The organism is Marinobacterium sp. NO-S09 (assembly GCF_059179545.1).
Genome location: NZ_CP168954.1, coordinates 1,367,717 through 1,386,655 on the forward strand (window position 1 = coordinate 1,367,717; position 18,939 = coordinate 1,386,655).

The window sequence follows — 18,939 nt, forward strand, 5'->3', positions numbered from 1 at the left end:
CGGAATTTATATGGCACTGCTGCAAATAGCTGAACCCGGACAGAGTCCGGAGCCCCATGCCCGCAAACTGGCGGTGGGGATCGACCTGGGGACGACTAACTCGCTGGTAGCCACTGTGCGCAGCAGCGAAGCGGTTACCCTGCCGGATGCGCAGGGCAGTCATCTGCTGCCATCCGTGGTGCATTACACATCTGCTGGAGCCAGCGCCGTGGGTGCCGAGGCTCAGTCAGAAGCCATCCAGGACCCCTACAACACTATCAGTTCCGTTAAACGCCTCATGGGGCGTGGTGCTGAAGATGTTAAAGGCCTGGGTGAAACGCTGCCGTATCGCTTGACCGCTTCCGAGTCTGGCATGCCTTATCTGCAGACGGCTGCCGGAGACAAGAGCCCGGTGGAGGTGTCGGCCGATATTCTGGGTGCACTGAAGACGCGCGCTGTTGACTCCCTTGGCGGTGAGCTGGAAGGCGTGGTCATTACTGTTCCTGCCTACTTTGATGATGCTCAGCGCCAGGCAACCAAGGATGCTGCCCAGTTGGCAGGTCTCAAAGTGTTGCGTCTGTTGAATGAACCGACGGCCGCTGCGGTGGCCTACGGCCTGGATCAGCAGGACGAAGGCGTCATCGCTGTTTATGATCTGGGTGGTGGTACCTTTGATATTTCGATTCTTCGCCTCAATAAGGGCGTGTTCGAAGTGCTTTCCACCGGCGGCGATACCGCGCTGGGGGGCGATGACTTTGACCGCCTGCTGGCAGAGCAGTTGCTGCAGGCGTCGGGTCTGGGCGACGCCCTGAATGCCTCCTCCGCGCGTTCACTGACGGCGATGGCTCGGCGTATCAAGGAAGGGTTGAGTGCCAGCGACTCGGTGGTTGAGTCCATTGAGCTTGATGGCCGCAGCTTCAATGTTGAAGTGACACGCGAGCAGTTTGACGCGCTTATCGATCCGCTGGTCAAACGTACGTTGCGTACCTGTCGTCGCACCCTCAAGGATGCCGGCGTTGACGTTGATGAAGTGGTCGAAGTTGTCATGGTTGGCGGTTCCACCCGAGTGCCGAGTGTTCGTGAAGCCGTCGGTGAGTTCTTTGGTCGCCAGCCGCATATCGATATCGACCCGGACCGGGTTGTAGCTATTGGTGCGGCATTACAGGCTGATGTGCTGGTGGGCAACAAGCCGGACAGCGACATGCTGTTGCTGGACGTGATCCCTCTGTCTCTGGGGCTGGAAACCATGGGTGGCCTGGTGGAAAAGATTATCCACCGTAATACGGCCATTCCGGTGGCGCGTGCACAGGAATTTACCACCTACCAGGATGGCCAGACAGCCATGGCGATCCATGCTGTCCAGGGCGAGCGTGAACTGGTTCAGGATTGCCGTTCTTTGGCGCGATTTGTCCTGCGTGATATCCCGCCGATGGCAGCAGGCGCTGCCAAGATCCGTGTGACCTTCCAGGTCGATGCAGATGGCCTGTTAAGCGTGTCGGCAGAAGAGTTGTCCACAGGGGCTGTCAGCAGCATTCAGGTCAAACCGTCCTATGGTTTGAGCGATGACGAAATCGCCCGCATGCTGAAAGAATCATACAGCCATGCGGAAGATGATCTGGAAGCGCGTAACCTGCGTGAGCAGCAGGTTGAAGCTGAACGTATTATTGCCGCCTTGCGCGGGGCCATGGCCTCGGATGGTGACCTGCTGAGTGCCGATGAGGTCACTCACCTGGAACAGGCGATTGCCAAGCTGGCAGCATTGCTTGAGCAGGCTGATTACCGGCAGATTGAAGCGGGTATCGAAGAGTTGGCCAAGGCCAGCGATTTCTTTGCTTCGCGCCGTATGGACCAGAGCATCTCCCAGGCGTTGTCGGGTCATGCCATTGATGAAATTGAAAAGGAGACACACTGATGCCTCAAGTTATCTTTCTGCCGCATGAAGAGCTGTGCCCTGAGGGTAAGGTGATCGAGGCGGAAGCAGGGGTATCCATCTGTGATGTCGCTCTGCAGCACGGTGTCGAGATCGAGCACGCGTGCGAGAAGTCCTGTGCCTGCACTACCTGTCACGTGGTGGTGCGTGAGGGCTATGATTCCTTGAACGAAGCCGACGAGCTGGAAGATGACATGCTCGATAAAGCCTGGGGCCTCGAGCCCGAGTCGCGTTTGAGCTGTCAGGCACTGGTCGGGGATGAAGACCTGGTGGTGGAAATACCCAAGTACACCATCAACCAGGTATCGGAAAATCACTGAGGAGTGATGACATGGGCTTGAAATGGGTCGATGTAAACGACATCGCAATTGAACTGGCGGACACCTACCCTGAGCAGGACCCGCTCAAGATCAGCTTTCCAGACCTGTACACCAAGGTAATGGAGCTGGAAGAGTTCGATGACGATCCGGACCACTGCGGCGAGAAGATTCTGGAGGCCATTCAGATGGCCTGGATCGACGAGGCCGACTGAGTCCTGCGAAAAAGCCCGCCCAGCGGGCTTTTTCATTGCTGGTTGCCGGCTGTTCAGTGCAGGACGGTTTGCGTATAATGCTGCGCTTTATTGACCTATGTACTATAGATTGGGGTATTAAATCATGGCAGTTGAACGCACTCTTTCCATCATCAAGCCTGACGCTGTTGCCAAAAACGTGATCGGTGAAATCGAATCCCGTTTTGAAAAAGCCGGCCTGAAAATTGTTGAAATGCAGATGAAGCAGCTGAGCCAGGCTGACGCTGAAGGCTTCTACGCTGAGCACAAAGAACGTCCTTTCTTTGCTGATCTGGTTGCTTTCATGACCTCTGGTCCTGTTGTTGTACAGGTTCTGGAAGGTGAAAACGCTATCGCTCAGAACCGTGACCTGATGGGTGCAACTAACCCGCAGGAAGCTGCTGAAGGCACTATCCGTCGTGACTTCGCTGAGTCCATCGATGCGAATGCTGTACACGGCTCTGACTCTCCTGCCTCTGCTGAGCGTGAAATCGCTTACTTCTTCGGCGCCTGATTGCCGTCCCGGGCCGCCCCGCGGGGCGGCCTAACCCGTAACATGAGTGAACTCGACATGTCCGACTCCGCTACCAAGATCAACCTCCTGGGGCTGTCGCCTGCAAAATTGATAGCCTTTTTTGAACAGCAGGGTGAGAAGAAATTCCGTGCCACCCAGGTGCTCAAGTGGCTGCATCAGCAGGGCGCTTCCAGCTTCGATGAGATGACCAACATCAGTAAGGCCATGCGCGCCAAACTGGCTGAGGTTGCGGAAATCCGTGAGCCTGAAATTCTGCTCGACAAGACCTCCCGTGATGGTACCCGCAAGTGGGTTATCCGCATGGATGGCGGCTCGGCGATCGAGATGGTGTTGATACCTGATGGTGACCGCCGCACCCTGTGTGTGTCTTCCCAGGTAGGCTGTTCACTTGACTGCAGTTTTTGCTCTACCGGCAAACAAGGCTTCAACCGTAACCTGTCGGCGGCAGAGATTATTGCCCAGCTGCGTGTTGCCATCCGCTCCTGTGGCCCCTTTGAGCCGTCCAAGCGTCATGTCACCAATGTGGTGATGATGGGCATGGGCGAGCCCTTGATGAATTTTGAAAACGTTGTTGATGCCACTCAGTTGATGATGGATGACAACGCCTATGGTTTGTCCAAGCGCCGTGTGACCCTGAGTACAGCCGGTGTTGTTCCGGCCCTGGATAAATTGAGCCAGGTCAGTGATGTGTCACTGGCGATTTCATTGCACGCGCCCAATAATGAGCTGCGCGACCAGCTGGTACCCATCAACAAGCGCTACCCGATTGAAGAGCTGATTGCGGCCAGTAACCGCTATCTTGAAAGCCTTCCGGACAAGCGTGCGGCGACTGTCGAATACACACTGATTGATGGTGTAAATGATCAGCCGGAACATGCCCGCGAGCTGGCGAAACTGCTGAAACAGCTGCCCTGCAAGCTGAACCTGATTCCGTTCAACCCTTTCCCGAACTCGGGTTATCGCCGTCCCAGTGAACAGGCTATTCAGCGTTTCAAGGATATCCTGGTGCGTGCGTCCATTATTACCACGGTACGACGTACCCGCGGTGATGATGTAGATGCGGCCTGTGGCCAGCTGGTTGGGCAGGTAGAGGACCGCACCCGCCGTAGCCAAAAATACATTCCTGTGGTACAAGAAGAGCCTGCTCAAGGGAAGATGTCACAGGTATAAGGGGGATGTGTGAAAGGGTCCGGTTTGGTTGTACTGCTTGCAACGGCGGTGCTGTTGTCCGGTTGCGCCTCAAACACTGCCAATACGGCAGCGGGGCGTAGTACCGAAGAGACCCTGGAAGCCTATACCAGTCTGGGGGTCCAGTACCTGCAGGCCGGTAACACGGTTAACGCCAAGCTTTCACTGCAGCGTGCGCTGGAGCTTGATGATGATTATGCGCCGGCGCTGAGTGCGCTGGCGTTGGCGTTCCAGTCTGAACAGGAATATGAGTTGGCCGAGCGTTATTTCCGTCTGGCGCTTGATGCTGCCCCGGAATCGGCTCGTATTCACAATAATTTTGGTACTTTTTTGTTTTCGCAGCAGCGCCATGAAGAGGCCTGTCAGCAGTTTGCGATGGCCAGCGAGGATGCCTTTTATCCACGCAGGGACTGGGCACTGGAAAACCTTGGCCGCTGCAATGAGTTGACTGGCCGCCAGGCTGATGCAGAAGAAGCCTACAGCCGTGCGCTGGCTGTAAACGGCAATCGTCCGCTTTCACTGGTCCGGCTGGGGCTGTTGGAAATGGAAAAGGGTGATGTCGCTTCGGCCTCCCGTCGTTTCAATCGCTTCCTGATGCTGGTCGAACAGCGTCGTACCGATCATACCGCTGCCAGCCTTTGGCTGGGTATTCAGCTGGCCCGCGTCGAACGCAACACCTCCAAGGCATCGACCTACGCCCTCATTCTAAAAAACACCTATCCTAACTCGGCGGAATACCGACGTTATGAGGAGAGTACACAGTGAGTGAGCTTGACCCGACCGTCACGACTCCGCTGGCATTTCCTGGTGAACAGCTCAGGGAAGCGCGTGAACGTCATGGCATCAGTATTGATCAGGTTTGTAACCAGCTGCACCTGCATGCGGCGACTGTAGCAGCAATTGAAGCTTCAGATATCGACCGACTCAAGGATCCGGTTTTTACTCGCGGGTATATCCGTGCCTATGCCAATTACCTGAAGCTGGACCCGAAGCCGTTTGTGGATGCCTACAACCAGGCAACAGGGCAACAGACAACGTCTGCTGACGTCAAAGCAATTGGTACCGTGTCGATGGTGCCCGGTCGTCGTCAGGGCCACCCGGTACTCAAGATCGGTAGCTGGCTGTTTTTGCTCGCGCTGATTGCGGTATTTGTCTGGTGGTGGCAGGCACAGTATGGCGTTAATGATAATGCCGGTTTGTCGTCTCTGGACGAGCCAGTGTCTGTTGAAACGACAGATGGCAATACGCTGGTGCTGCCTTCAGTTGATGAAGAGGAAGCGCCACTGCCGGAAGTTGAGCCTCTGGTGCCGGAGGCTTCCGGTACAGATACAACCGATACGCTGTCGAATCAGGATGATGAGTCCACAGAGGGTATGACTGATACAGCTGCAGGCTCTTCTGAGCAGGCTGCTTTAGAGCCTGAAGTGGATACAGCCAGAGCAGAGGCAGCTAACGAGGAAACTGCTGCGGGTGATGTTGAGAATCCGGTACAGGCTATTGTGGAGTCAGAAGCGTCCCAGGGTTTGGTGATTTCTCTGGTGGATGATTGCTGGCTGGATATCAAGGCTTCAAATGGCCGCTCGCTTTACTCAGGAGTCGCCAAGGCGGGTACCACACTGGAGCTTGAGGGTGAAGAGCCGCTGGCCGTTGTGGTTGGTCGTGTCAGCGCAGTAGAAGAATTCAGCTATGCGGGTCGCACTATTGATCTGGCCGCGCGTTCTCGTGAAGGCGTCGCTCGCCTGTCACTCCCGCTGTAAGAATATTCGTATTTCAGTTAACAGGAACAACACGTTTTGAGCAAGATTAAAGCCATTCGCGGTATGAATGACATCCTGCCGGATCAAACACCGGTCTGGCAGTACCTGGAAAACAAGGTCAAGACTGTTCTCGGTGGCTATGGCTACTCCGAAATTCGCATGCCGATCGTTGAGCAAACCGATCTGTTCAAGCGTTCAATCGGCGAAGTAACGGATATCGTTGAAAAGGAGATGTATACCTTCGACGATCGTAATGGTGAAAGCCTGACCTTGCGCCCAGAGGGTACAGCCTGCTGCGTACGTGCAGGTGAAGAGCATGGCATGCTTTACAACCAGGCCCAGCGTCTCTGGTACCAGGGCCCCATGTTCCGTTATGAAAAACCGCAGAAAGGCCGTTACCGCCAGTTTCATCAGGTGGGTGTTGAGGCCTTCGGTATGGCGGGGCCTGATATCGATGCCGAGCTGATCCTTATTTCAGCAGCGCTCTGGCGTGAGCTGGGCATGAGTGATGCGGTTGTTCTGCAGTTGAACTCACTGGGCAGCAACCAGGCCCGTGCCGAGTACAAGGATGCGCTGGTTGCTTATCTGAACCAGCACTTCGATAAACTGGATGAAGACAGTCAGCGTCGACTGGAAAGTAATCCATTACGTATTCTCGACAGCAAAAACGAACAGACCCGTGAAATTCTGGAAAATGCGCCGGTTCTGAGCGAGTACCTGGATGAAGAATCCCGTCAGGATTTTGAACAGTTGTGCGCCGTGCTGGATGCGGCCGGTATCCGTTATGAGGTGAACCCTTATCTGGTGCGCGGTCTGGATTACTACTGCAAGACTGTATTCGAATGGGTTACCGATAAACTGGGTGCTCAGGGTACGGTATGCGCCGGCGGTCGTTATGACGGTCTGGTCAAGCAGCTGGGTGGCAAGCCTACGCCGGCGGTTGGTTTCGCCATGGGTATTGAGCGCCTGATTCTGTTGTTGGAAACCCTCGAGGTTGTGCCGGCAACTGTACGTCAGACGTTTGACCTTTATCTTGCAGCTGAACACAAGGGAATTCAGTCTGATGTCATGCTGCTGGCCGAGCGCCTGCGTCGCGAAGTTCCCGGTTTGCGTGTGCGTGTTCACTGTGCCGGGCTGAAGAATATCGCCAACAAGGCCAAGCAGACCGGTGCGCCGGTGATTGCCTTGCTGCGGTCAGATGCGGACAAGGGTGCCTTGCTTTCCCTGTGGCATGATGAAGAGACTGCGTACGACCTGTCACCAGAGCAGCTGGTTGCAGAGTTGACCCGCATCTTTGCCTGATCGGGTGCGTCCCATTTCAAGAGTTAGGAGTTAATCGTGGCAGAACTGCGAACGGAAGAAGAACAGATCAACGCACTCAAAAACTGGTGGAACGAAAATGGCAAGTCACTGGTGCTGGGTGTTGCCGCGGCTATTGCGCTGGTAGTGGGCTGGCAGGCATGGCAGACACGTCAGGAGCAGCAGGCCGCAGCTGCATCCGTGTTGTACCAGAACCTGTCTGAAGCAGTTCAGCTTGCCAGTGTACAGGCCGATGACAGCCAGTACGCCACGGCGAAGCATTTGGCCGAGCAGCTGAAGCAGGAGCATGAGGGAACCGCCTATGCACGTTTTGCTGCGCTCGCGCTTGCGGCTGCTGCGGTTCGCCAGGAAGACTATGCTCAGGCGAGCACTGAACTGGACTGGGCAATTGCGGCTGCCGATGAGACTGATGACATCTCGCGCGTTGCAACCCTGCGCAAGGCTGCACTGCTGCTGCAACAGTCTGAAGAGCAGGCGGCGGTTACGTTGCTGAAGTCTCTTGATGCCGGCACCTTTGAAGCCGAGCGTCAGGAATTGCTGGGCGACGTGCTCAAGTCTCAGGGTCAGAATGAGCAGGCGTTTGCAGCCTATGAAGCGGCACTGGAAGCAGCGGGTGGTGAACAGCTGCGTCCGCTGTTGAAAATGAAACGTGATGATCTGGTGGGAGCTAGCTCATGAAACCGGGACTCAAGCGTCTGGCGCTGGTGACAGGGATCAGTATTGCCTTGTCCGGATGTGGCATGTTCAGTTCGGAAACACCGGTCGACGCACCGTCGCCGTTGGTCGAGTTTGAAGCCGAGCAGAGTCTGGTCGAGCTCTGGAGTGTCGATGTCGGTGGAGATCTGGGTGAGCTTTATCATCAGTTCCGTCCTTCGATTTCAGATGGGCGTATCTTCGCTACCAGCGCCGAAGGTGATCTGGTCGCAGCGGACGTTGATAGCGGTGAGGTGATCTGGCGTCAGGAACTGGATACCGATGTGATTGGTGGCGTAGGTGCCGGCAACGGTCTGGTGTTGTTCAGTACGCTGGAAGGTGAAGTGATTGCGCTTTCAGCAGACGATGGTAGCGAGCGCTGGCGTTTCCAGGCGGGTTCAGAAGTGACTGCCCAGCCGCAGATGAATGCGGAGCTGGTGGTGGTACAGCAGCTGGATGGCAAGCTGGTTGCACTGGATGTGGATACGGGGGAAAAGCGCTGGAGCTACGACAGCCAGATTCCGCGCCTGAGTCTGCGCGGAACCAGTGCCCCGATTGTGGCGGCTGACCTGACACTGGCGGCATTTGCCAATGGCAAAATGGTTGCGGTGGATAACGCCAATGGTCGTCAGGTATGGGAGCAGCGCATCTCACTGGCGGAAGGTCGTTCTGAACTGGAGCGTATCGTTGATATCGATGCCCAGCCACTGGTCTATAACCGCCTGGTATACACAGCCTCTTACCAGGGCCGTCTTGCCGCAATCAGTCCGGGCAACGGCCAGATTGTCTGGGCGCGTGACCTATCCAGCTACCGTGGCGTGGCCGGAGGCTTTGGCAACATTTACGCCGTTACCGATAACAGCAGCGTTCAGGCGTTTGATGCGCGCAGCAATGCCAGTGTCTGGCAGCAGGATGATCTGCTGCACCGTGGCCTGACTTCGCCTGTAGCAATGGGTAACTCAATTCTGGTTGGTGACAGCGAAGGCTATCTGCATGCTCTGTCACAGGTGGATGGCCATTTGACGGCACGTTACCGTGTAGACTCCTCCGGACTGCAGGGCGATCTGCTGGTACGGGACGATGTGCTCTACGCGTTGAGTAATGATGGCCGTCTGGTTGCGCTGAAACTACAATAACCGTGATCTTTATTAATTTCCGGCGGCCTCTGCATTGGCAGGGTGCCGCCGTGTTGTTTTCAGGTAAAACATTATGCTGCCCGTAATTGCTTTGGTAGGTCGTCCCAATGTGGGTAAATCGACCCTTTTTAATCGTCTGACCCGCTCGCGTGATGCGCTGGTCGCTGACCTGCCGGGGCTGACTCGAGATCGTAAGTACGGTGAGGGCCGTCTTGGCAACTGTGACTATATCGTCATCGATACGGGTGGTATCTCTGGGGATGAAGACGGCATCGATCAGCGTATGGCGGAGCAGTCGCTGCAGGCGATTGATGAAGCCAACATCGTTCTGTTCCTGGTAGACGGTCGTGCCGGCCTGAACCCGGCGGATGAGATGATTGCCAACCATCTGCGTCGTCAGGAAAAAGAGTGCTGGCTGGTCGTGAACAAGACCGATGGCATCGATCCTGATGTGGCCATGGCGGACTTCTATGCCCTCGGTATTGGTCAACCGGTACCGATTGCCGCTTCCCATGGCCGTAATGTCACCATGTTGATGGATGAAGTCCTGGCGCCGTTTATCGTTGAAGAAGATGAAGAGGCGGAAGGCGAGCAGGAGCACGATGACAGCATCCGCATCGCTATTGTTGGTCGCCCCAATGTCGGCAAGTCCACCTTGGTCAACCGCATGCTGGGTGAAGACCGTGTTGTTGTGTACGACCAGGCCGGAACCACCCGTGACAGCATCTATATTCCTTATGAGCGTGATGGCCAGGATTACACCCTGATTGATACGGCGGGTGTCCGCCGGCGCAAGAATATCAAGGAAGCAGTGGAGAAGTTTTCCATTGTAAAGACGCTGCAGGCGATAAAGGATGCCAATGTTGTTGTCAGCGTTATTGATGCGCGTGAAGGGGTCACCGAGCAGGACCTGAGCATGCTAGGTTTTGTCATTGACTCCGGTCGAGCCCTGGTAGTCACCCTTAATAAATGGGATGGCATGACGGCGGAAGATCGCGAGCATGTGAAAACACAGGTCGAACGTCGTCTTGAATTTGCCGGTTTTGCACGCTTCCACTTCATCTCAGCACTGCACGGTACCGGGGTAGGGAATCTCTATGACTCCATTAATGAGGCCTACGACTGTGCAATGGCCAAGTGGTCAACCAACCAGTTGACTAAACTGCTGGAAGATGTGGTGGCCGACCATCAGCCGCCAGCGGTGAATAACCGTCGTATTAAGCTGCGTTATGCGCACCAGGGCGGATCCAATCCGCCGATTATCGTGGTACATGGTAACCAGACCAACGCATTGCCCGGCTCCTATAAGCGTTACCTGGAAAACCGTTTCATCAAATACCTGAAGATAAAAGGTACGCCGATCCGGTTTGAGTTCCGTACCAGTGATAACCCCTTTGCCGGTAAGAAGAACACCCTGACACCACGTCAGCTGGCGAAGAAAGAACGTAGCCGTCAGCACGTCAAGGACTTGAAGCACAGAGCCAAGAAAAAGGCACGCGGCAAGTAACAATCACAACGGGCACCCTTGGGTGCCCGTTGTCGTTCCTGTTCTACTCTATCTATATGCACAGGCTGAGACCGTTTCAGTGGGGCGTTTGTTTAGTGTTTTAAAGCCGTTTCACCTTTTTGAAATTATTTTACACAAAACAGTTGACGCCCCATCTCATGTCTGTAGAATTCGCCTCCTCGCTTGAGACGACGGGGTTCACGCAACACTGAACGGCTCGGGAGAGAAGGAGATAAGCTCTTGAAATCACTTAGATTTCTGATGTAGAATTTGCCTCCTTGGTTTTAACCGCTTCGTTGTTTGAGTGCTTCGGCACTGAAACAAAAAACGAAAAAAACGGTTGACACCGAATGAGGATGCGGTAAGATACGCGCCTCGCTTGAGACAACATGTTCTGCCACACGGCAGGTTGCTCAAGCCCGCTCTTTAACAAATTGATCAGGTAATATGTGTGGGCGCTTGTCAGGATTGAGCACACAAAGCTTAATCAAGGCAAGCAACCTAACTGAATATTCATTTAGCGTTGTGTAATACCTTGAGCCGAGTCTGAGGGATCATTCCTCCCTCTTAATATGACTCACAAAGATTTGAACTGAAGAGTTTGATCATGGCTCAGATTGAACGCTGGCGGCAGGCCTAACACATGCAAGTCGAGCGGTAACAGAACTAGCTTGCTAGTTGCTGACGAGCGGCGGACGGGTGAGTAACGCGTGGGAATCTGCCTGGTAGTGGGGGACAACAGTTGGAAACGACTGCTAATACCGCATACGCCCTTCGGGGGAAAGTAGGGGATCTTCGGACCTTACGCTATCAGATGAGCCCGCGTCGGATTAGCTTGTTGGTGAGGTAAAAGCTCACCAAGGCGATGATCCGTAGCTGGTCTGAGAGGATGATCAGCCACACTGGGACTGAGACACGGCCCAGACTCCTACGGGAGGCAGCAGTGGGGAATATTGGACAATGGGGGCAACCCTGATCCAGCCATGCCGCGTGTGTGAAGAAGGCCTTCGGGTTGTAAAGCACTTTCAGATGTGAGGAAAGGTGTGTGGTTAATACCCGCATACTGTGACGTTAACATCAGAAGAAGCACCGGCTAACTCCGTGCCAGCAGCCGCGGTAATACGGAGGGTGCAAGCGTTAATCGGAATTACTGGGCGTAAAGCGCACGTAGGTGGTTTGGTCAGTCAGATGTGAAAGCCCCGGGCTCAACCTGGGAACTGCACCTGATACTGCCAGACTAGAGTACGGTAGAGGGTAGTGGAATTTCCGGTGTAGCGGTGAAATGCGTAGAGATCGGAAGGAACACCAGTGGCGAAGGCGACTGCCTGGACCGATACTGACACTGAGGTGCGAAAGCGTGGGTAGCAAACAGGATTAGATACCCTGGTAGTCCACGCCGTAAACGATGTCAACTAGCCGTTGGGGGACTTGATCCTTTAGTGGCGCAGCTAACGCGATAAGTTGACCGCCTGGGGAGTACGGCCGCAAGGTTAAAACTCAAATGAATTGACGGGGGCCCGCACAAGCGGTGGAGCATGTGGTTTAATTCGAAGCAACGCGAAGAACCTTACCTACTCTTGACATCCTGCGAACTTGCTAGAGATAGCTTGGTGCCTTCGGGAACGCAGTGACAGGTGCTGCATGGCTGTCGTCAGCTCGTGTTGTGAAATGTTGGGTTAAGTCCCGTAACGAGCGCAACCCCTATCCTTATTTGCCAGCACTTCGGGTGGGAACTCTAAGGAGACTGCCGGTGACAAACCGGAGGAAGGTGGGGATGACGTCAAGTCATCATGGCCCTTACGAGTAGGGCTACACACGTGCTACAATGGCCGGTACAGAGGGCCGCGAACTCGCGAGGGTAAGCAAATCTCAGAAAACCGGTCGTAGTCCGGATCGCAGTCTGCAACTCGACTGCGTGAAGTCGGAATCGCTAGTAATCGCGAATCAGAATGTCGCGGTGAATACGTTCCCGGGCCTTGTACACACCGCCCGTCACACCATGGGAGTGGGTTGCACCAGAAGTAGCTAGTCTAACCTTCGGGAGGACGGTTACCACGGTGTGATTCATGACTGGGGTGAAGTCGTAACAAGGTAGCCCTAGGGGAACCTGGGGCTGGATCACCTCCTTAAACGATTGCGAAGTTCTGGCAAGCGTTCACACATATTACCTGATCGAAAGTTAAAGAGAGCGTAATCGGCAGATGCCGAATATGTAGGCTTGTAGCTCAGTTGGTTAGAGCGCACCCCTGATAAGGGTGAGGTCGGTGGTTCAAATCCACTCAGGCCTACCAATTTTGCGCCACTCAGCGTTAAATCCTTCGTTGCTTAGCAGACTATGCGGCCTCGGGATTGGCCTTGATTGACACAAAATGACAACGCGACAACCCTTATGGGGCTATAGCTCAGCTGGGAGAGCGCCTGCTTTGCACGCAGGAGGTCTGCGGTTCGATCCCGCATAGCTCCACCATTCCTCAAATGCCTGGAATGGTCAAGAAAGTTTTAAAACATGCACTCACTTCACACTTGATGTGAAGTTTTTGAGTCCATCTTTTAAAGCTTCAACGCTTTAAACGCTCTTTAACAAATTGGATCTGAAAGATTGTCTTGTATTGTTTGATACAAGCGCCAACCGGCGATAATCGTTACGAACCATTCATTTGCCAGACGCCTTCGGGTTATATGGTCAAGTGAATAAGCGTGCACGGTGGATGCCTTGGCAGTCAGAGGCGATGAAGGACGTTGTAACCTGCGATAAGGTTCGGGGAGCTGGTAAACGAGCTTTGATCCGAACATTTCCGAATGGGGAAACCCACCCGCTTGCGGGTATCTCTTAGCTGAATACATAGGCTTTGAGAGGCGAACCCGGGGAACTGAAACATCTAAGTACCCGGAGGAAAAGAAATCAATTGAGATTCCCTTAGTAGCGGCGAGCGAACGGGGACCAGCCCTTAAGCTGTGTTGTGGTTAGTGGAACACTCTGGAAAGTGTGGCCATAGTGGGTGATAGCCCCGTACACGAAAACCTATACGCAGTGAAATCGAGTAGGACGGAACACGTGATATTCTGTCTGAATATGGGGGGACCATCCTCCAAGGCTAAATACTCCTGACTGACCGATAGTGAACCAGTACCGTGAGGGAAAGGCGAAAAGAACCCCTGTGAGGGGAGTGAAATAGACCCTGAAACCGTGTACGTACAAGCAGTGGGAGCCGTTTTCGGACGGTGACTGCGTACCTTTTGTATAATGGGTCAGCGACTTACTTTCAGTGGCAAGCTTAACCGTTTAGGGGAGGCGTAGGGAAACCGAGTCTTAATAGGGCGTTTAGTCGCTGGGAGTAGACCCGAAACCGGGCGATCTATCCATGGGCAGGTTGAAGATTGAGTAACATCAATTGGAGGACCGAACCGACTGTCGTTGAAAAGCCAGCGGATGACCTGTGGATCGGAGTGAAAGGCTAATCAAGCCCGGAGATAGCTGGTTCTCCTCGAAAGCTATTTAGGTAGCGCCTCATGTCTCACCTTGGGGGGTAGAGCACTGTTTCGGCTAGGGGGTCATCCCGACTTACCAACCCGATGCAAACTCCGAATACCCAAGAGTGCAATCATGGGAGACACACGGCGGGTGCTAACGTCCGTCGTGGAAAGGGAAACAACCCAGACCGCCAGCTAAGGTCCCAAAGTTCTAGTTAAGTGGGAAACGATGTGGGAAGGCTCAGACAGCTAGGAGGTTGGCTTAGAAGCAGCCATCCTTTAAAGAAAGCGTAATAGCTCACTAGTCGAGTCGGCCTGCGCGGAAGATATAACGGGGCTCAAACTAGACACCGAAGCTGCGGATGCCTTAGGGCATGGTAGAGGAGCGTTCTGTAAGCCGTTGAAGCGGAAGCCGGGAGGCACCGTGGAGGTATCAGAAGTGCGAATGCTGACATGAGTAACGATAAAGGGGGTGAAAAACCCCCTCGCCGGAAGACCAAGGGTTCCTATCCAATGCTAATCAGGGTAGGGTGAGTCGGCCCCTAAGGCGAGGCTGAAAAGCGTAGTCGATGGGAGACAGGTTAATATTCCTGTACCGCGCATAACTGCGACGGGGGGACGGAGAAGGCTAGGCCAGCACGGCGTTGGTTGTCCGTGTTTAAGGGTGTAGGTTGAGAAGTTAGGCAAATCCGGCTTCTTAAGACTGAGACCTGATGACGAGCTCCTTTATGGAGTGAAGTGGTTGATGCCATGCTTCCAGGAAAATCCTCTAAGCTTCAGGTTATGTGTGACCGTACCCCAAACCGACACAGGTGGTCAGGTTGAGAATACCAAGGCGCTTGAGAGAACTCGGGTGAAGGAACTAGGCAAAATGGTGCCGTAACTTCGGGAGAAGGCACGCCGATGTTGGTGATGGACTTTACGTCCTAAGCTGATGTCGGTCGAAGATACCAGGTGGCTGCGACTGTTTATTAAAAACACAGCACTCTGCAAACACGAAAGTGGACGTATAGGGTGTGACGCCTGCCCGGTGCCGGAAGGTTAATTGATGGGGTTAGCTTCGGCGAAGCTCTTGATCGAAGCCCCGGTAAACGGCGGCCGTAACTATAACGGTCCTAAGGTAGCGAAATTCCTTGTCGGGTAAGTTCCGACCTGCACGAATGGCGTAACGATGGCCACACTGTCTCCACCCGAGACTCAGTGAAATTGAACTCGCTGTGAAGATGCAGCGTCCCCGCGGCTAGACGGAAAGACCCCGTGAACCTTTACTATAGCTTCACAGTGGACTTTGACATTATTTGTGTAGGATAGCTGGGAGGCTTTGAAGCATTGGCGCTAGCCAGTGTGGAGCCGTCCTTGAAATACCAGCCTGGTACTGTTGAGGTTCTAACTCAGGTCCCTGATCGGGATCGAGGACATTGTGTGGTGGGTAGTTTGACTGGGGCGGTCTCCTCCCAAAGTGTAACGGAGGAGCACGAAGGTACCCTCAGGCTGGTCGGAAATCAGCCAATGAGCGCAAGAGTAGAAGGGTGCTTGACTGCGAGACAGACACGTCGAGCAGGTACGAAAGTAGGTTCTAGTGATCCGGTGGTTCTGTATGGAAGGGCCATCGCTCAACGGATAAAAGGTACTCCGGGGATAACAGGCTGATACCGCCCAAGAGTTCACATCGACGGCGGTGTTTGGCACCTCGATGTCGGCTCATCACATCCTGGGGCTGAAGCCGGTCCCAAGGGTATGGCTGTTCGCCATTTAAAGTGGTACGCGAGCTGGGTTTAGAACGTCGTGAGACAGTTCGGTCCCTATCTGCCGTGGGCGTTTGAGATTTGAGAAGAGTTGCTCCTAGTACGAGAGGACCGGAGTGAACGAACCTCTGGTGTTCCGGTTGTCACGCCAGTGGCATTGCCGGGTAGCTACGTTCGGACGGGATAACCGCTGAAAGCATCTAAGCGGGAAGCCCCCTTCAAGATGAGATCTCACTGGACCCTTGAGGTCCCTGTAGAGCCGTCCGAGACCAGGACGTTGATAGGCAGGGTGTGTAAGTGCTGTAAGGCATTGAGCTAACCTGTACTAATGGCTCGTGAGGCTTGACCATATAACGCCCAAGGCGTTTGGATGAATGGTTAGACGTTAAAGATTATCGGCTCGCAAGAGCACCGGTTGAGCGCTTGTAGCGACAAAACAGACAGTCGAAAGAATTTCAGATCCAGTTTGTTCCAGTTTTGCTTGGCGACCATAGAGCCGTGGAACCACCTGATCCCATACCGAACTCAGCAGTGAAACGCGTCATCGCCGATGGTAGTGTGGGGCTTCCCCATGTGAGAGTAGGTCATCGCCAAGCATTTAATTAAGTGAAAACCCCGGTCTCGATGAGATCGGGGTTTTTGCGTTATACGGCTTGCATCAAAGTCTGAGTGTCTGGGGATGGTGGATACTAGGTACAAACGGTAGTATTCGCCTCTGTTGTTAACGCATTGGGATGAATAGATGTATACAGAAGATGATGTGCGTCGACTGACCTGGCAATGCCGGCGCGGTATGCTGGAGCTGGATGTGTTGCTGGTTCCTTTTATGGAGCAGGCATTCAGGGATCTGGCAGAGGATGATCAGGATCGCTTTGTGCGCTTGCTGGACTGTGAAGATCAGGATTTGTTTGTCTGGTTCATGCAGAGGGGTAAATCAGAAGATCCCGATCTACAGCGGATGGTGGACTTGATTCTTGAACGCGTTCAGCCCGATTAGAATTAAACTGAACAGCAGCCCCAGGCTGCTGTTTTTGTATGTGTTTACCTATGCTCTCGGCTCTATCGGCTTGGTCCAGCTGAATATAGGCACAGAGGCTATCTGGCTTGCCTGGATCGCCTACAGCCTGTTGCTGGGTTTTCTGCTATGGCGTGATATCTTCATTCCGGCCTCTGAGCGCATTGAAACATTGTACTGGGATGTAGAGCATCGACGGCTGAGTGTGAAAACGGCAGAAGGGGATTGGGTTGAGGTAGACCATCTGCACCAGAGCTGTTCCTTGCCGGGCGTGGTGCAGATTCTGTCAATACAGCGCAGTGACCGTTACTGCCCCACGCGACTGGTGATAACACCCGACCGTTTGAGTAATGACGACCGCAGGCGCTTGCATGTGGCGATTACCTGGGCTGCTCCTCTCGAACCGCATCCTGCCAAAGATAGTTCGACGGTGTAAGAATGGTGTCCATTCGCTCCTGTGCCAGTTTCGGGTAGTCCAGCGTATAGTGCAGGCCACGGCTTTCCTTGCGACAGATGGCACTGCGGATGATCAGCTCTGCCACCGTGGCCAGGTTGCGCAGTTCGATCAGATCCGAGCTGACACGGTAGTTACTGTAGTACTCGGCAATTTCCTGCAGCAGCAGCTCAATACGGTGCTGGGCGCGCTGAAGTCGTTTGGTTGTGCGAACGATGCCGACGTAATCCCACATGAAGCGGCGCAGCTCGTCCCAGTTATGCGAAATAATAACGTCTTCATCCGAGTCGGTTACCAGAGACTCATCCCAGTGTGGTATCGGCGGAAGTGGGTAATCGGTGCTTTCCAGCTCCTTGGCAATACGACTGGAGGCATTGCAGCCCAGTACTATGCACTCCAGTAGCGAATTGGATGCCAACCGGTTTGCCCCGTGCAGGCCGGTGAAGCCCGTCTCGCCGATTGCATAGAGGCCTTCCAGGTCGGTCAGGCCGTTTTTGTCGGTCATGACACCTCCACAGGTATAGTGTGCCGCCGGTACGACCGGGATGGGATCACGTGTCATGTCGATACCAAGCTCCAGGCAACGCTGGTAGATGGTCGGGAAATGGGATTTGATAAAATCGGCATCCCTGTGCGAGATGTCCAGATATACGGAGTCGCAGCCCAGGCGCTTCATTTCATGGTCGATGGCGCGGGCAACAATATCGCGTGGTGCAAGCTCGGCACGCTCATCAAAGCGTGACATGAAACGGCTGCCATCGGGCAGCAGTAGACGCCCACCTTCACCCCGGACCGCTTCACTGATAAGAAACGACTTCGCCTGAGGGTGGTATAGACAGGTGGGGTGGAATTGGTTGAATTCCATATTGGCGACTCGGCAGCCCGCACGCCAGGCCATGGCAATGCCGTCGCCGGTTGAGCCGTCGCTATTACTTGTGTAGAGGTAGGCTTTGGCGGCACCACCGGTGGCAAGTACCACGCTGCAGGCACGGAAAGCTTCTACGTGACCGGTGTGATTGTTCAGCACATAGGCACCCACGCAGCGGTTGTGAGGCAGCTTCAGCTTGCGGCGTGTAATCAGGTCAATGGCGATGTGCTGGTCGTACAGTTGGATATTGCTACGCTCCTGCGCTCGCTGCAGCAGGGTTTCATGCACCGCGCGTCCCGTAGCATCGGCCGCATGTATAATGCGGCGGTGAGAGTGCCCTCCCTCCTTGGTCAGGTGGTAATTATCACCTTCACGGGTAAAGGGCACGCCCATATCAATCAGCCAGCGAATGCTCTCAGGCCCCGCCTCGACAATCTGCTGCACCGCCTCCGGGCGGCTGAGGTCTGCACCGGCCACCAGAGTGTCGCGGATATGGTCTTCAGCCTTGTCTGTTTCGTCCAGCACTGCGGCAATCCCGCCTTGGGCCATCCAGGTTGAACCGCTGGAGTAGTCCGCCTTGCTGAGGACGGCAATATCCAGGTGCTGGGGGAGGTTCAATGCCAGACTCAGGCCAGCGGCACCGCTGCCAATGACCAGTACGTCGAAGTCTGAGGATGTGCCTTGTGTGTTCATGTTCAGGTTCCATGCTCTGGGTACGAGTATTATGCGTGCTGAATTCAGTCAATAAAACCAAAAAACGGGAACTTCATTCTCTATTCAGGTTCATACGC

At 54.4% G+C, this 18,939-nt stretch carries 14 protein-coding genes, 2 tRNA genes and 3 rRNA genes; 18 read left to right on the top strand and 1 reads right to left on the bottom strand.

All coding sequences use genetic code 11. The annotated features are described in order from the left end of the window. Positions 1 to 10: 10 nt before the first annotated feature. The 18 genes from hscA (at position 11) to O3C79_RS06535 (ending at position 17,262) form a co-directional block, all read left to right on the top strand. Positions 11 to 1,891, top strand: a complete 1,881-nt coding sequence (gene hscA, locus O3C79_RS06450; RefSeq protein ID WP_494385259.1) for a Fe-S protein assembly chaperone HscA — start codon at positions 11 to 13, stop codon at positions 1,889 to 1,891. Beyond that, positions 1,891 to 2,229, top strand: a complete 339-nt coding sequence (gene fdx / locus O3C79_RS06455; protein WP_010322501.1) for an ISC system 2Fe-2S type ferredoxin — start codon at positions 1,891 to 1,893, stop codon at positions 2,227 to 2,229. The genes hscA and fdx overlap by 1 nt, the downstream gene beginning before the upstream one ends. A gap of 11 nt (positions 2,230 to 2,240) precedes the next feature. After that, positions 2,241 to 2,441, top strand: a complete 201-nt coding sequence (gene iscX, locus O3C79_RS06460) for a Fe-S cluster assembly protein IscX (RefSeq protein ID WP_175612016.1) — start codon at positions 2,241 to 2,243, stop codon at positions 2,439 to 2,441. Positions 2,442 to 2,565: 124 nt separating this feature from the next. Beyond that, positions 2,566 to 2,973: a nucleoside-diphosphate kinase gene (gene ndk, locus O3C79_RS06465; protein ID WP_010322499.1), complete on the top strand. Its 408-nt coding sequence runs from the start codon at positions 2,566 to 2,568 to the stop codon at positions 2,971 to 2,973. 57 nt (positions 2,974 to 3,030) lie between these two features. Further along, on the top strand, positions 3,031 to 4,164 hold the full coding sequence (rlmN, locus tag O3C79_RS06470) for a dual-specificity RNA methyltransferase RlmN (protein ID WP_494385260.1): 1,134 nt from the start codon (positions 3,031 to 3,033) through the stop codon (positions 4,162 to 4,164). Between the two features lie 9 nt (positions 4,165 to 4,173). Next, positions 4,174 to 4,947: a type IV pilus biogenesis/stability protein PilW gene (gene pilW, locus O3C79_RS06475; protein WP_494385261.1), complete on the top strand. Its 774-nt coding sequence runs from the start codon at positions 4,174 to 4,176 to the stop codon at positions 4,945 to 4,947. Further along, complete coding sequence (locus O3C79_RS06480) at positions 4,944 to 5,939, top strand: RodZ domain-containing protein (RefSeq protein WP_494385262.1); 996 nt, start codon at positions 4,944 to 4,946, stop codon at positions 5,937 to 5,939. The genes pilW and O3C79_RS06480 overlap by 4 nt, the downstream gene beginning before the upstream one ends. Before the next feature lie 63 nt (positions 5,940 to 6,002). Then, the gene (gene hisS / locus O3C79_RS06485) at positions 6,003 to 7,241 is read left to right on the top strand and encodes a histidine--tRNA ligase (RefSeq protein ID WP_494385780.1); all 1,239 of its coding nucleotides are present in this window, start codon (positions 6,003 to 6,005) and stop codon (positions 7,239 to 7,241) included. A gap of 36 nt (positions 7,242 to 7,277) precedes the next feature. Beyond that, entirely contained in the window at positions 7,278 to 7,937 is a 660-nt protein-coding gene (locus tag O3C79_RS06490) for a YfgM family protein (protein WP_494385263.1), read from the top strand. Continuing rightward, a complete protein-coding gene (gene bamB, locus O3C79_RS06495) occupies positions 7,934 to 9,088 on the top strand; it encodes an outer membrane protein assembly factor BamB (RefSeq protein ID WP_494385264.1) in 1,155 nt (384 codons plus the stop codon). Before O3C79_RS06490 ends, bamB begins: the two co-directional genes overlap by 4 nt. A 73-nt stretch (positions 9,089 to 9,161) precedes the next feature. Then, on the top strand, positions 9,162 to 10,595 hold the full coding sequence (gene der / locus O3C79_RS06500; RefSeq protein WP_076463202.1) for a ribosome biogenesis GTPase Der: 1,434 nt from the start codon (positions 9,162 to 9,164) through the stop codon (positions 10,593 to 10,595). Between the two features lie 589 nt (positions 10,596 to 11,184). Continuing rightward, positions 11,185 to 12,724 (top strand): 16S ribosomal RNA (locus O3C79_RS06505). An 85-nt stretch (positions 12,725 to 12,809) separates the two neighbouring features. Further along, positions 12,810 to 12,886 (top strand) — tRNA-Ile (locus O3C79_RS06510). 100 nt (positions 12,887 to 12,986) lie between these two features. Then, positions 12,987 to 13,062: transfer RNA gene (locus O3C79_RS06515), tRNA-Ala, on the top strand. Between the two features lie 214 nt (positions 13,063 to 13,276). After that, positions 13,277 to 16,161, top strand: a 23S ribosomal RNA gene (locus tag O3C79_RS06520). A 130-nt stretch (positions 16,162 to 16,291) separates the two neighbouring features. Next, positions 16,292 to 16,407 (top strand): 5S ribosomal RNA (gene rrf / locus O3C79_RS06525). Together the 16S, 23S and 5S rRNA genes with 2 tRNA genes alongside form the textbook arrangement of a ribosomal RNA operon. A gap of 146 nt (positions 16,408 to 16,553) precedes the next feature. Further along, positions 16,554 to 16,808, top strand: a complete 255-nt coding sequence (locus O3C79_RS06530; RefSeq protein ID WP_010322390.1) for an FAD assembly factor SdhE — start codon at positions 16,554 to 16,556, stop codon at positions 16,806 to 16,808. Further along, positions 16,786 to 17,262, top strand: a complete 477-nt coding sequence (locus O3C79_RS06535) for a hypothetical protein (protein ID WP_494385265.1) — start codon at positions 16,786 to 16,788, stop codon at positions 17,260 to 17,262. Before O3C79_RS06530 ends, O3C79_RS06535 begins: the two co-directional genes overlap by 23 nt. On the opposite strand, the gene nadB is transcribed toward O3C79_RS06535, so the two are convergent. Beyond that, a complete protein-coding gene (gene nadB / locus O3C79_RS06540; RefSeq protein ID WP_494385266.1) occupies positions 17,207 to 18,841 on the bottom strand; it encodes an L-aspartate oxidase in 1,635 nt (544 codons plus the stop codon). The two genes, O3C79_RS06535 and nadB, sit on opposite strands and share 56 nt — an antisense overlap. Positions 18,842 to 18,939: the final 98 nt, after the last annotated feature.

Coding starts and splice junctions, on each gene's coding strand:
- bamB (WP_494385264.1), top strand. CDS start 7,934: ATGAAACCGGGACTCAAGCGTCTGGCGCTGGTGACAGGGATCAGTATT.
- ndk (WP_010322499.1), top strand. CDS start 2,566: ATGGCAGTTGAACGCACTCTTTCCATCATCAAGCCTGACGCTGTTGCC.
- hisS (WP_494385780.1), top strand. CDS start 6,003: ATGAATGACATCCTGCCGGATCAAACACCGGTCTGGCAGTACCTGGAA.
- iscX (WP_175612016.1), top strand. CDS start 2,241: ATGGGCTTGAAATGGGTCGATGTAAACGACATCGCAATTGAACTGGCG.
- fdx (WP_010322501.1), top strand. CDS start 1,891: ATGCCTCAAGTTATCTTTCTGCCGCATGAAGAGCTGTGCCCTGAGGGT.
- O3C79_RS06530 (WP_010322390.1), top strand. CDS start 16,554: ATGTATACAGAAGATGATGTGCGTCGACTGACCTGGCAATGCCGGCGC.
- hscA (WP_494385259.1), top strand. CDS start 11: ATGGCACTGCTGCAAATAGCTGAACCCGGACAGAGTCCGGAGCCCCAT.
- der (WP_076463202.1), top strand. CDS start 9,162: ATGCTGCCCGTAATTGCTTTGGTAGGTCGTCCCAATGTGGGTAAATCG.
- rlmN (WP_494385260.1), top strand. CDS start 3,031: ATGTCCGACTCCGCTACCAAGATCAACCTCCTGGGGCTGTCGCCTGCA.
- nadB (WP_494385266.1), bottom strand. CDS start 18,841: ATGAACACACAAGGCACATCCTCAGACTTCGACGTACTGGTCATTGGC.